Here is a 13,525-nt window from a genome sequence, read left to right as displayed (position 1 = left end):
CAGTGTGTCCAGCATGGCGCCGCGCGGCAACGGGAAGCGTGCGCCGGGCCCGGGGCAGGCGAGCAGGCGAGGCATTCCGAGCGGAGGGGGGCATCCCTAGCTTGCCCGTATGGATGAAATGCAGGAGCTGGAGGCGCTGATTCCCAAGCCTGGGGCGCTGGGCTTCTCTGACGGCGCGGAGCGTGAGCGCCATGAGATGACGGGCCCCTTCACGCTGCCACCCGGGCCGGAGGCGTTCTCGTTCGCGCTGTACCAGTCCACGGGCGTGGGGCTGATTCCCGGGCACTCGCTGGAGTTGCTGGAGAACAGCGCCGTCTTCGAGCGCATGCTGGAGGACATCCGCGCCGCCCGGAGCAGCGTGCACGTCCTGGTGTACATCTGGCGGCCCTGTGAGCTGTCGGACCGCATCGTGGAGGCGCTGGTGGAGCGCGCCCGGGCGGGCGTGGCGTGCCGCGTGGTGGTGGACCCGGTGGGCAGCGAGGAGATTCGCGGCGACCGGGACTTCGACCAGAAGGTGGAGAAGGTGCTCACGGAGGCCGGGGTGGAGGTCCACTACTACCGGCTCCTGGCGGGCAAGGTGCTGGGGCGTCTGCTGGGGCGCAGTCACCAGAAGCTCGTCATCGTCGACGGGCGCATTGGCTATACGGGCGGCTTCGGCATCTGGAAGGTGTGGGAAGGCGACGGCCTGAAGCCGGATGAGTGGCGCGACACGCACGTCCGCGTCGAGGGGCCCGAGGTGCGCCGCATGCAGTTGTCGTTCTCCCGGCACTGGCAGGAGTCGGGCGGCGGGTTGATTGCGCCCAGCGCCTTTCCGGAAGCGGAGCCCGCGGGCCCCTGCGCCGCGGGCTTCATCGACAGCGCGGGCAAGCTGGGCCTCACCGACGCGGAGCGCATGATTCGCATCGTGATTGGCGCGGCGCGTGAGCGCATCTGGATTGCCAACGCGTACTTCTCACCGCCCAACGCGATCCTGGAGCAGTTGGAGGAGAAGTGCCGTCAGGGCGTGGAGATTCGCGTCCTGGGGCCGGGGCCCAACCATGACGTGCCCATCATGAGGGCGTCCCAGCGGTCGACGTATGAGCGGCTGCTGGCCGCGGGCGTGCGCATCTGGGAGTACCAGCCGTCGATGATGCACTCGAAGACGCTGCTCGTGGACGACTGGCTCGCCGTGGTGGGCTCCACCAACATGGACTCGCTGTCGCTCAACAAGCTGAAGGAGGGCTCGCTCGTCATCCACGACGCGTCCTTCGTCCGCAAGCTGGCGCGGTGCTGGGCCAGGGACCTGCGGCACTCGAAGGAAGTCACGCTGGAGAATGGGGGCCGCACCAACCCCTGGCGGCGGCTGGCCCGCCGGGCGACGCAGTTGGTGGGGCAGGACCGGTAGCGTCAGCGCGCGTCCGTCTTCGTCAGTCGAGCGGCTTTGACAAGTCCCGGGCGTACCAATGGTCGCAGCCGAAGTGGCCCGTGCGGCCCAGGGGCGCGCACAGCGGCTCGAAGCCCATGCGGCGGTAGAGCTTCTGGGCCTGCTGCATTCCCGCCAGCGTCTCCAGGTAGCAGCGCTGGAAGCCCGCTTCCCGCGCGAACTCCAGGCAGCGCCGGAGCAGGCGCTCGCCCTGGCCGAGGCCCCGGGCCTCGGGGAGGAAGTACATCTTCCGCAGCTCGCAGACGCCCCTGTCTCCGCCCTCCAGCGGGGCGACTCCACCGCCGCCGATGACGCGCCCCGCCCGCTCCACGACGAAGTAGGCGTGCCGGGGCCGCGCGTAGGCGGCGGTCATCGCGGACACCTCGGGGTCGTGGATGGCGAAGCCAGGGCCGTCCGCGCCGAACTCCGGCATCACTGTCCGGATGACGCCGGCCACCGCCGCGTCATCCCGCGCTTCAATGCGTCGCAGCGTCAGTTCTTCCGTGCTCATGCGCGCGACGGTTCCACAGCCGGGGCCGGAGGGCCAGCGGCGGGTGCGTTGAGGCTCACGCACGGGTTGTGCAGCCGGATGCACAGGTGTCGCGGGCGTGAGGCACCGTGCACGTGTACGCGTCCCCTTGCCTGGAGGCTGTGCCTGTACGCGACGGCCTCTTGAATGGCATGTTCGTTGTATCGAGGGGGATGCATGTACTGCGCTGACTGCCGCGAAGAGCGGCGTGGCAAGGACTTCTGGTGTGCGCTGTGTGGCGCTCGGATGACGGAGCGCTCGCGTGAGGTCATCGAAGCGGAGCTCACGCACGTTCAATTCCTGCTCGATGAGCTGACGCGGTGGGGGGCCTCCGAGGTTCCTCCCAACGTCCGGCGCTTCATCTCGGAGCGGTATGAGCGGCAGGCGCGCATCCTCCTCGCGGTTTTGACGGAGGTGCCTCCGGCGGGCTCCGCGGAGGCGGCGTCCGTGCAGCCTGCGGCCGAGGTGCCTCCAATCGTGGAGGCACCGGGACTCGCCGAGGAGCCGCGCCGGGCCGAGGCGCCTGCGTCGTCGGAGCAGGAGGACGTGGCGGCGCCGTCGCACCCGCCCGCGCCGGAGGTCGATGCCGGGGTGGACGCGGCGCCCGAGGCCGTGCAGCCGGAGGCCCCGCTTCACGAGGCCCCGCCTGTCTGGATGCCGCTGCCCGCGAATCCGGCGGAGCCCTACGCGGAGCCTCCGCCAGCGCGGAGCCTCACCGCGCGCCTCGTCGAGGAGACCTCCACCTGGAATCGCGTGTGGAGGCCGTTCCTCTACGAAAGCATCATGTGGTTCATCGGGGCCTTCCTCATCCTCTCCAGCGCCCTCTACCTCGTGTTCGAGAGCTGGGCGGGGATGTCGTCCGACGGCCGCTCGCTGACGGTGTTCGGGCTGACGGCGGGTTACTCCGCGGGCTTCACCATCTGGGGCGCGTACCTCGCCAGGCGCGAGGCGTTGCGCAAGCCGGGGAACATCCTGGGGCTCATCGGCTCGGCCGTGGCTCCGCTCGCGGGCATCGCGCTGGGGCCCATGGGCCTGGGGGACGTCTTCCAACTGGGAGGCGTTGGCACCGGGTTGCTCATCCCCGCGCTGCTGGTGTGGGCGGGCGTGGCGGCCTTCCTGGCGCGCAAGCCGCTGGAGGCCTTTGATTCCACGTCCCGTCCCTTCATCCAACTGGCGCTCGTGGCCAGCACCTTGATGATGGGGTTGGCGCCGCTCGCAGTGGGGCTGGGCGGCCTGGCGCTGTGGCTCAACGTCCTGCCGTGCGCGCTCTTCTTCCTCTTGTCCTCGCGTCCGTCACCCGTGCCGCGAGAGAGCACCGCGCTCGCTTTCGTCGTCGCCGCGCCGCTGTACCTGCTGCTCCTCTATTTCACGCGCCTGCATGTCGCGCTGGCGGACGCGGACCTGGCGGTCTCCGTGGGCACCTATGCCCCGTTCGGCGCCTTTCTCCTGGCCACCGCGTTGCGCTTCCGCACCCTGGATGCCGAGCGGGGCGCGGATTCGCTGTCCATGGGCGCGGTGTCACTCCAGGCCACCTGCCTCATCGCCGCGGCGATGGCTCCGGCGCCAACGTTCTTCGTCACGGCGGCGGTCATCTCGTGGACGTTGCTGTCGCTGTCACGCGGCGGCGTCGCCCGCATCCGGTGGGTCTACGCGGCCTACGCGAGCACGTACTTCGCCTATGCCTCCTTCTCCCAGCTCATCCCCGGGCCGGTGCGTCGCCTCATCGATACGGTGAAGGCCTGGCTCGGCTACGTCACCGAGCCGCTGCCTCTTCAGTTCGGAGCGCTGTCCGCGCTGCCCTTCATCTGCGCGGGCGCGCTGTTCGCCGTCTCTCGGCTGTGGCGAGGCCAGCGCACGGGCAACGCGCGGGACCTCGCGCTGGCGGAGGTGCTGCTGCGCGCCACCGCGGTGGCCAGCCCGCTCTTCGTCTTCCTGGGCCTGACGGGGCCAGACGCCCGGCCCTCCTTCTGGAGCGCGCTGGCGCTGGCGGTGCTGTGTCTCGTCCTGGGCCTGCTGGTGGAGCGTTTCTTCCTGACGGTGGTGGGGGCGGGGCTGTCGCTGTTCCTGCCCTTCCAGGCCTACGCCGTCCTGGGCGCGTCCGCGGGCGCGGTCGCGTCGGGGGCGCTGGCCCTGGTGCTCGCCGCGGTGAGCATGCTGTGCACCGCGCGCACGCGCGTGCTGCTGGGCGCCGTCGTGGGCGTGGTGGCCATGGCGGGGTTTCTCATGGGCCTGGTGGCCGGTGACGGCTTCACGGCCGTGACGGGCATGGCCCTGTGTGGCGCCGCCGCGCTGCTCGTCGCCTGGGTGCTCCAGCGCGCCTCCCTCATGGCGCTGGCGTCCGTGCTGGCGGCGGCCGTGCTCCCGAGGATGGCGGGTGAGTTGTCGTCCGCGGCGGTGGCGCCCGCGCTCGCGGCGGTGGCGCTCGGACTCGCGTTGCTGGGGATGCGGGGGGGGCTGACGCGGTGGCTGGGCCTGCCGGGCGTCTTCTACGCGGTGCTCGCGATTCCCTGGGGCGTGCTGGCCCGGGTGCCGGGGCTGGCCGGCGTCATCCTGGTGTCCGCGGGCGCGGTGGCCGTGGCGTCGCGGACCTTCCCGGTGGTGCGTCCCCTCGCCGTGCTCATGTCGGCCCTGGCGCTGGTGCACGACATCCCGAAGCTCTATTCGCCATGGGGTGGCTGGATGTCGCCGGGCCTGTCCGTGGCGCTGTTCTGCTGCTGGGCGCTGGGGGCTTCCGTCGCCGCGGCGCGGTGGGGCCGAGGCCTCAGCGTGACGGTCGCCGGGCTCATCGCGCTCGTCTTCCCGCTGACGGCCCTGCTGGGCACGCGTTCATCGGAGCACGCGCCCCTCCTGCTGGGAGCGGCGCTCGCGGCGCTGCTCACCGCGCGCGTACTGCCCGCTGGGCTGAGCGTCGCCGTGGCCGCGCTCTATGCGCTCATCGCGACGTTCAGCTTCGGCGCCGTGCCGTTGTTGTGCCTCGCCGGGGTGTTGAGTCTCCTGGCCGTGCTGGAGGAGGTCCCCGCCGTCTTGCGCGTGGGGGCGGGTGGTCACCGCTTCGCCCTGGCGGCGACGGTGGCCGCCGCTGGGGTGCTGGGCGTCGCGGTGGTGAAGTGGGACGACGCGGGGCTGCCGTTGCTGCTCCTGGGCACCTGTGTGCTGCCCCTGCTCTGGACGCGCGCCAACCGGCAGCCGTTCTTCGCGTCGCTCTCCGTCCCATATTCCTTCGTGGGCATCGCGGTGGTGGGCGGCGAGCTGCCCGCGTGGATTCAGGCGCTCCCGCTGCTGAGCCTGGCGCTGGTGCGGGTCGTGGCGCACGTCCCCGCCGCGGCGTCGCTGCTGCTGCGCTCGCGTGAGGAGGCCCCTCGCCAGGCGCTGTCCGCGTGGATGCAGGGCTGGCTCGCCGGGGTGGCGCTGCCCGTGCTCGTCGTCGCGCTCAGGCCGTACCATGTCCCCACGGCGCTCTATGTGCTGTTGGCGTCGCTGGCGCTGATGCCCGGAGCGCGCCCCAGCTTGCGCGTGTGCGGCTCCGCGCTGGTCTTCCTCTTCTTCCCAGCGGCCCGTCCCCTCGTCATTGGCCTGTTGCTCGCGCTGGCCATCGCGGAGACGCATTGGCCCGCTCGCGTCTGGGCGTTCTTCCGGAGCGCGCCGGACAAGGCGCTGCGGCCCTGGGCCGTCGTGTCGGCGCTCATCCTCGCGGCGCTGCCCGTCATTGATTCGCCCATGCCGTCTCAGCTGGCCACGCTGGCGGGGGTGTTGACGCTGGCCGCGTTCCTGCTGTCTCAGCGCTGGCTGCTGGCTCCCGCCACCTGGGCGTTGGCGCTGGCGCCCATGGGCGCGTCCAGCGTGAGTGCGCTGCTCGAGCGAGGATTCGACGCGGGCCTGTCCGTCATCGCCGTGGTGCTGGGCGCGGCTGTGGCGTCCGCCGTGTGCCAGTCCGGGGGCATCCAGCGCGCGCTCACCCAGACCTTCGCGAAGGTGCTGCCGCCGCTGGAGGACACCTGGAGCGAGCCGCTGTGGGTGGGCAGCGCTGGCGCGTTGGGCGTGCTGCTGCTGGAGCGCCTGCTCCTGTTGGGCCCTGGCTCGTTGCCGCTGCTGGTGGCGGTGGGTGCCGCGGTGACGGCATGTGTGTTGATGGTGACGCGGGAGCGGTGGATGGCCAACGTGGCCACCGCGTTGCTGGGGGCCTCGCTCGTCGCCGCCGTGGACCCGCTGTGGGTGCCCGCTGTCGTCAGTGGAACAGGGCTGGCGCTGTGCCTCATCGGGGCGCTCGTGGACGCTCGCGGTGGGCGCGTGGGCGCCTCTCTGCACCATGGCGGCTGGGTGCTGGCGGTGCTGTCGCTCGCGGGCTTGCGCGAGCTGGAGCACGTGGGCACCCCGCTGACGTTCCTCTTCGGCGTGGGCGCGGCGTGGGCCGTGGTGTGGCGGCGCCGCGAGCGTGAGGTGGTGGGGTGGCTGGCCTCGCTCGCCGCCGTGCACGGAGGGCTGCTGTACCTGGGCGCGGTGTACTCCAGCGGCCGGGGCGCGGCGTTCATCCTTCCGTACTTCGGCGCGGCCAGCGCGCTGCTCGCGGCGCTCTCGCTCTTCGTGGCCGGCAAGGCGCGGCGCCGGAGCGTGGGGCACGGCTTCGCAGGGGTGGCGCTGTTCGAGGTGATGGCGGGGCTGGCGCTCGTGGACACGTCGCTAGGCGCGCTCCGCGAGGGCCTGGTGGCGAGCGTGGCGCTGGGCGTGCTGCTCGTCGCCCTGGTCCGCCGCGCGGCCACGGAGAAGGAAGAGGCGTCCGCCTACCTGGCGCAGGCGGTGCTCGCGCTGGGCTATCTCTCCGTCCGCATGCTGGGAATGGGGGCGCACCCAGGCCCCGGCGACAGCCTGGCGGCCCTGGTGGGCGGCGCGCTGTTCACCGGCCTCTACTTCTTCGCGCAGCGCGAGGGCTCCTCCCTGGCGTGTTTCCGACGGCCCGCCTTGTTGGGCGCGTACCTCTTCCCGCTGGCGGGGTTGCTCTCCGCGCCATGGAGCGAGCCCCTTCACGGCGCGGCGCTGATGGTGGGGTATGCCGCGCACTTCGCCGCGCTGGCCACGCACCCGCGGCACCGGGGCCTGGCGTCGCTGACGTCGGTGGTGGCGTTCAACGCGGCGCTGCTGCTGGTGTGGCGGGGGACGGGCGCGGGAGAGGCGCAGTTCTATGTCATCCCCGCGGGGCTCTCCCTGCTCGCGCTGCTGCGCGTGTTCCGCGAGACCATCGAGGAGGAGACCTATGCGCGGCTGCGCGCGCTGGCCGTCACCGCCATCTACGTGGCGGGGGCCTGGAAGCCGCTCATGTTCAATGACGGCGGCTCGATGCTCCTGTGCGTCACGCTCTGCGTGGTGGGCGTGGCGTGTGGCATCGCGCTGCGCATCCGCTCCTACGTGTACCTGGGCACGGCGTTCCTGGTGACGTGCATCGGCGCCAACCTGGTGCGCTTCGGCATGCGGGACCACCGGATTGCCGCGGCCTCGTTGTTCGTTCTGGGACTGATGGTCATTGGTTCCATGGTGATGCTCAGTGCGCACCGCGCGGCGCTGCTCCAGAGGTATGCACGGGTGCGCGCCATGCTCGCGACCTGGGAGGGCTGACACCGGGAGTTCTTGGCGGACGGCCTGGGAGGTGGTCTTGAATGCGGCCTCTCATGTCGCTTCGCCTTCCACTCCTGGCCGTCCTCCCCTTCTACGTCCTCGTGGGGTGTGCCACCGTGACGCCGCGTCCCACGGAGCCCGTCGCCACCCCGGAGGTGGTGACGGTGGCCGCGCCAGGAGGACTCGCGGTGCCGGTGACGACGGTGGAGCTGGGGGCTGGCCCGGCGTCACCCACGCACTGGTTGAGCGCGGGTGTGCTGGAGGCCACGCTGCAAGCAGCCGAGCAGGTGACGGGGCCCGCCAGCACCACGGGCCGGTTCTGGGACGTGGTGCTCACGCCCACGCGGATGGCGCGCTCCATCGTCCAGCGCTCCATTCAGCTCGTGGGCATGCGCAGCCTGCGCCGTGTCAGCCGCGGCGTCCCGGATGACTGCTCCGGCTTCGTGCGTCTGGCGTACCGCTCCGCGGGCATCGACCTGGTGGCGCACGGCTTCCTCGCGGGAGAGAACGCCGTCTCCGCCATCTTCCGCCGCGCGGTGGAGGTCGGCTCCGTCCACCACCAGCCGCCGCGCCCCGGAGACCTCGTCTTCTTCCGTGAGACGTATGACCGCAACCGCGATGGCCGCCGCAACGACGGAATGACACACATTGGCGTGGTGGAGGCCGTGGATGCCCATGGCACCGTCACCTTCATCCACCGGGGCGGCAAGGGCGTGGCGCGAGGCCGGCTGAACCTGTCCTTCCCGTCGAGGCACCAGTTGGAGTTGGGCGGGCCCGTGGTCAACGACTACATCCGTCCCGCGGCGAAGGGCTCGCGAGCCTATCTCGCTGGGGAGCTGTTCGCGGCCTTCGCGTCGCCTGAGGGGCTGTAACTTTCCAGCGCACGGCTCACACCCCGCGTGGCTTTGAAGATGTGCCGCGCTGAGGCGTCATGGGTGGCATGCGACTCGCCCTTGTTCTTGGCTGTCTGATGCTCGCTTCGGGTTGTGTCATGCACACCCGTGCACCTCCGCCGCGTCCCCCGCCTCCTCCGCAGCGTCCGGTGGCGATGACGTACAGGGAAGCGGTGAACCTGGGCTTCAGCCAGTGCCGCTCCCGTGGCTATGAGTGCCGCCTGAAGGACGCGGACCGCAAGGGGCGGGACGTGTGGCGGGTGAAGTTCCACGCCTTCGCTCGCGGGGCGAGGGGCCACCTGCACCTGGACTTCGATGCGTACTCGCGCAGGCTCCTGCGGGCGGACGAGAAGGTGAAGGCCCGCCGGCATGACTGGGACGATGACGATGACCGGCGCGGGCGCGGGCACGGCAAGAAGAAGGGGCACGCCCGGCGGGATGACTGACAGCGAGGACAACGACACGGACTTTCCGTAGCTTGGAGCCTTCCTCGCGCTGGAAAGCGGCTCATGGCAACTCGTCTGGGCGTCACGGTCCTGCTCTTCGCCCTCCTCGCTGCGTGCTCCACCCCGCGCGCCATTCGCCTCGACATGGGGCAGGGCTCGCCCCTGGAGTACAGGCCGTCTTCCTCGAACACGTTCGTGAAGGTGGACGCGGGAGTATTCGAGGAGGCGCTGGTGCTGGAGGTGCCCCTGACGCTCCGTGCTCCCCAGCAAGGCTTGCTGTTGCGCGCCTCCCACTCGGGAAACAGTGCTGACGCCCGCTGGCAGCGTCTGATGCGCAAGAGCTTTGGCGGCCTCTGCGAGCCCGGTCAGCGCAGGGCCCACTGCCTCTCCCTGCTCGACATAGGGCCTGGCCTTGGCGAGTGGGACAAGCTGGGTGTGGCCTTGGGCCTGTCGCTGGAGCCTCTCAAGGAGAGCATCGCCCGGTCGGTGGAGAAGACCCTGGCACCCCAGCTCTTCTACACGGTCATCGCCACGGGGCTCGTCACCTGGGCCGTGCTGGCGGCGAATCCCGAGCCGGTGTTCACCAAGGCGGCGGCCGTCATCTCCGCGGTCCTGCTCATCTACCTGGGATTGGAGACGTTCCTGGAGGTGGTGGACGCGAGCCGGGAGCTGAAGCGGGCCACGGACAGGGCCATGACATGGATTGAGCTGGAGCAGGCCGGCCAGCGCTTCGCCCATCGGGTGGGGCCGGAGGTGGCGCGCGTCTTCGTGCTCGCGGTCACCGTGGTGGTGAGCCATGGCATGGCTGGAGGCGCCGCGTGGCTGGCGTCGCGGCTGTCGATGTTGCCGAGCTTCACCGAGGCAGCGGCGGTCGGGGCTTCACGGGTAGGCATCAGCCTTGCGAGCGTGGGACAGGTGCGTGCGGTAGCCGTTGAAGGAAGCACCGTCGTCATCTCCCTGCCTGCCACAGCGGTCGCCATGACGGCACAGGGCTCCCGAGGAACCGCAGTGGGAGTCAGTCCTGCCGGCTTCAGGTCCTGGGGCTCGTCTTCCGGACTCAAGAGTGCCTTGGGCCCGGCTGGCCAGGGAAAGCAGTGGCACCACATCGTCGAGCAGACCCCAGGCAACGTGGAGCGGTTCGGACCTCATGCCCTGCACAACACCGAGAACGTCATCCGCCTGGGGCAATCGCTACATACCCGCATCAGCGCGCTCTAATCGTCCATTCGCTGGAACATCACCGGTTCGAGGAGTCTGACCGTACGACAATGGTTGAGCACCCAGCCGTACGAGGCCCGGCGCAAGTTTGGTTTCATGGCGATTGAGAAGGTCACGAAGGGGGTCTGGTAATGAAGCTGGAGGATCTCGTCGAGCAGTTCGCCGAGAACGTGGCTGCGCAGACCGATGCCATCTGGCGGGGGGACGCAAAGACAGGGAACAAGCATGCCAAGAGGTACGGCGCCGCGTTCGACAAGCTCCGGACCCATGGAGATGCTGGACGAGATGCACTTGCCGCTCTTTTGAAACACCCGCGACTGGATGTCCGGGTCACAGCCGCGGCCTGCCTGCTCCGCCATTGCACGGTGGAAGCCAAGGCGGTTCTGGAAGAGGCTGCCAAGGGTGAGGGAATGGTCCCCTTCGAGGCGCAGCAAGCCCTGCAACGGTGGGAGGACGGCACCTGGGCCTTGGACCCGGCATGAGCCTGCGCAACCTCCAAGAGGCGAGCATCAATGAACTCGTCCAAGAGTACGAGCAGTCGGCTGTCGCCTACGGGCAGGCGCTGGCCGCTGCGAACCATCGCGCTGCCAATCGCGCCCACGACAGGATTGCAAGTGCCTACCGTGAACTCCGGAGGCGAGCGGCGGCACTCCATCTTCTCCCGCTGTTGAAGAACGAGAACGAGAATGTCCGCTCTTGTGCTGCGGCACACGCGCTTGAGTTCGCACCAGAGCAGGGGGAACCTGTTCTGTTGGAGCTTGCAGCCCGTCCAGGACCCATCCGGACACCCGCCGAGTACGCGCTCAAGGCGTGGCGAGCGGGCACGCTCAAGTTCCCGTGAGACAATGGCTGTTCGTTGCGAAACCGCCGCTTCATCCCACTGGCCCTCGCCTCAAGGGCTGCCGGAGTCAGTTGCTCGTCTTCTTGAGTGACTTGATGGCGTCCGCAGCCGCGTCGTGGCCGCAGTCCTTGCTGCCCAGGAGGCCCTTCTCCTTGGGCAGCGTGGTGACGCGCTCCAGCGCGGGGATGGCATCCGCGTCACCCAGGCCCGCGAGCCGGTTGGCGGCCTGGGTGCGGATGCCGCAGTCCGGGGTGTTCAGCGCCTCGCTGTACGCGCGGACCAGGTCCACCCCGTCCGCCGCCTTGGCGAACTCCAGGTAGCGCAGCGCGCCCCACTGGCGCAGGGAGTACGCCTCCTCGGCCAGGTCCTCGTAGTGGGCGCGCACGCGGTCCTTCGGGAGCCGGGCCAGGGACCGCTCCAGGACCGTGAGCGGCTCCTTGCCGTAGTCCTCCGCCATCCCGTCGAGGATGAGCGGCTCCACGTCCTCAAGCTCCTCCTCCTTCAGGTGGTTGAGCGCGGTCCGCTCGCTGATGTGGTGCCCCTTGGAGTGGTGCGCCGCCACGCGCGCGCGCCGCAGCGAGGGCAGCTCCTTCTCCTCGTCGGTGGCGGTGTCCATCAGCGCCAGGGCTTCGTCGAGCTTCCCATCCTCCAGCAGCGCGAAGGCCCGCGTGCCGGCGTCGCTGCGCTGGCCCAGCCACGCGGCCCCGGCGCCCAGGAGCACCACCGCGCCGGCGACCAGCGCCGCCTCGCGCCGCCGCTGACGCAGCAGCTCCCCCAACCCTGTGGGCAGCTTCACGGCCTGGAGCTTCGCCAGCAGGGGGGCGAGCGCGTTGCCCCGGCTGCCTTGCGAGGCGAAGCGGTCGCCAAAAGGCGGCCCCTCCGCGGCGCGCTGGCAGCGGTAGAGCTGGAGCTGCTCGTCGCGGCCGGGCAGGGCGATGGCGCCGCAGGGCTCGGCGGTGACCTCCGCGCGGTTGCGCGCCAGGTTCACCGCTTCGGTGAAGGTGACCTCGCCCGCGCTGGCGACGTGCTCCACGGCCTCGACGACCTCCATGGGCTCGCCCATCACGGTGTCAGGCGTGGCGAGCACCTCGCCCGCGTGCAGGCAGACGCGCACGTTGAGCCGGTCCACCTCCGGCACCGCCTGGTTGTGGCGCCACAGCCGGTCCTGCATGGCCATGCCGCACAGCACACCCGCGGTGGGGGAGCGGAACACCACCAGCAACGCGTCACCGCGCTTCTGGACCAGCCGCCCGTCGTGCTCCTTCACCAGGGGCATCAGCAGCTTGTCGTGCGTCTCCAGCATCCGCGCGTTCTCTTCGTGCGTCTGCCGGCTGGTGCGCTCGGTGAAGCCCTGGATGTCGGTGAGCATCACCGTGAGGTTCTGCGGCTTCACCGCCAGCGCGCCGCCGCCTGTCACGGCGGCCATGCTGCCGGAGACCTTCATCCCGAAGGCCGCCGTCCCCGTGCGCGGGGCGGACGCCGCCGGCAGGGCGCCCGAGGTCGAGCCGCCGCTGGAGGCCACACCGAACGCGGCGGTGCCGCTGCTCGCCTGCGGCGCCGGAGCGACTCCCGCGAAGGCCGCGGTGCCCGTGGGGCCCGCACCGCTCCCCGTGGCGCTCCCGGTGCCGAACACCGACGTGCCGGAGGAGGGCGTGGCGCCGCTCCCCGGCGGCGGGACGTAGGCGGGGGTGCCCAGGCCGGGCGTGAAGGCGGCGAGGGCCGAGTGCGCCGCGGCCAGCGCGTCCGCCAGCTCGTGCGCGCTCTGGGGACGCTTGCCCGGGTCCTTCTCCAGCAGGCGCATCACCAGCGACAGCAGGCCCACGTAGCGCGACAGCGTGGGGGCCGCGCGGTCCAGCGGCAGCGGCGCGGCGGAGGCGTGCTGCGACAGGAAGTTGCGCGGCAGGGGCCCGTCGAAGGGGAGCCGCCCGGACAGCACGCGGTAGGTCAGCACGCCGAACGAGTACAGGTCGCTGCGCGTGTCCACCTTCGCGCCCACGGCCTGCTCCGGCGACAGGTACTCCGGCGTGCCCAGCACCACGCCAATCTGGCTGACGCTGCTGGCGGCGTCCGGCTCCACGAGCCGGGCGATGCCGAAGTCCAGCAGCCGGGCCTGCTCGCCCCGGGCGCTCTTGGAGATGAAGACGTTCTCCGGCTTCAGGTCGCGGTGGATGATGCCCTTGTCGTGGATGGCGGCCAGGCCCTCCGCCAACTGCTGGAGCAGCGGCAGCCCGCGCCCCGGGGGCATGGGACCTGGGGTGAGCACGTCGTACAGGCTCTCACCTTCGACGAACTCCATGACGAGGCACGCGTGGTCGCCGGACTCGCCGAAGTCGACGATGCGCACCACGGCCGGGTGCTCCACGGCGGAGAGGAGGCGCGCCTCACGCTTGAAGCGCTCCGCCATGCCGGCCTGGGCGTGGAGGTCATGGTGCAGGACCTTGATGGCCACCTTGCGGCCCAGGGAGACCTGTTCACCAAGGTAGACCTCTCCCATCCCGCCCGAGCCCAGCGGACGGAGAACCCGGAAGCGACCGTCGAGGACAAGGGAGTCGGGGGCCAACACGCGGGCGCATCTTGTCCGACTTCGGC

At 70.7% G+C, this 13,525-nt stretch carries 9 protein-coding genes; 7 read left to right on the top strand and 2 right to left on the bottom strand.

Annotated features, from left to right (window positions below):
• Positions 1-109: 109 nt before the first annotated feature.
• Positions 110-1,384 carry a phosphatidylserine/phosphatidylglycerophosphate/cardiolipin synthase family protein gene (locus HV824_RS01645; RefSeq protein WP_176417955.1) on the top strand — a complete coding sequence of 425 codons (1,275 nt, stop codon included), beginning with the start codon at positions 110-112 and terminating at the stop codon, positions 1,382-1,384.
• 22 nt (positions 1,385-1,406) lie between these two features.
• Here HV824_RS01645 and HV824_RS01640 read toward each other — a convergent pair whose 3' ends face one another.
• Positions 1,407-1,913 carry a GNAT family N-acetyltransferase gene (locus tag HV824_RS01640; RefSeq protein ID WP_176417954.1) on the bottom strand — a complete coding sequence of 169 codons (507 nt, stop codon included), beginning with the start codon at positions 1,911-1,913 and terminating at the stop codon, positions 1,407-1,409.
• A 165-nt stretch (positions 1,914-2,078) separates the two neighbouring features.
• Between HV824_RS01640 and HV824_RS01635 the strand changes: the two genes are divergently transcribed.
• From HV824_RS01635 to HV824_RS01610, 6 genes are all read left to right on the top strand, one after another.
• Positions 2,079-7,538 carry a hypothetical protein gene (locus tag HV824_RS01635; RefSeq protein WP_176422506.1) on the top strand — a complete coding sequence of 1,820 codons (5,460 nt, stop codon included), beginning with the start codon at positions 2,079-2,081 and terminating at the stop codon, positions 7,536-7,538.
• A 41-nt stretch (positions 7,539-7,579) separates the two neighbouring features.
• Positions 7,580-8,410 carry a CHAP domain-containing protein gene (locus tag HV824_RS01630; RefSeq protein WP_176417952.1) on the top strand — a complete coding sequence of 277 codons (831 nt, stop codon included), beginning with the start codon at positions 7,580-7,582 and terminating at the stop codon, positions 8,408-8,410.
• Positions 8,411-8,586: 176 nt separating this feature from the next.
• Positions 8,587-8,877, top strand: a complete 291-nt coding sequence (locus tag HV824_RS01625; protein WP_255207672.1) for a hypothetical protein — start codon at positions 8,587-8,589, stop codon at positions 8,875-8,877.
• Between the two features lie 63 nt (positions 8,878-8,940).
• Complete coding sequence (locus HV824_RS01620; RefSeq protein WP_255207671.1) at positions 8,941-10,095, top strand: hypothetical protein; 1,155 nt, start codon at positions 8,941-8,943, stop codon at positions 10,093-10,095.
• A 131-nt stretch (positions 10,096-10,226) separates the two neighbouring features.
• Complete coding sequence (locus tag HV824_RS01615) at positions 10,227-10,577, top strand: DUF2019 domain-containing protein (protein WP_176422505.1); 351 nt, start codon at positions 10,227-10,229, stop codon at positions 10,575-10,577.
• A complete protein-coding gene (locus HV824_RS01610) occupies positions 10,574-10,936 on the top strand; it encodes a DUF2019 domain-containing protein (protein WP_176422504.1) in 363 nt (120 codons plus the stop codon). Before HV824_RS01615 ends, HV824_RS01610 begins: the two co-directional genes overlap by 4 nt.
• Positions 10,937-11,003: 67 nt before the next feature.
• On the opposite strand, the gene HV824_RS01605 is transcribed toward HV824_RS01610, so the two are convergent.
• On the bottom strand, positions 11,004-13,499 hold the full coding sequence (locus tag HV824_RS01605) for a protein kinase (protein ID WP_176422503.1): 2,496 nt from the start codon (positions 13,497-13,499) through the stop codon (positions 11,004-11,006).
• Positions 13,500-13,525: the final 26 nt, after the last annotated feature.

The sequence above is a fragment of the Myxococcus sp. AM009 genome (assembly GCF_013372605.1).
GTDB classification, from domain to species: domain Bacteria; phylum Myxococcota; class Myxococcia; order Myxococcales; family Myxococcaceae; genus Myxococcus; species Myxococcus vastator.
This window is presented reverse-complemented; position numbering and strand designations above follow the sequence as displayed.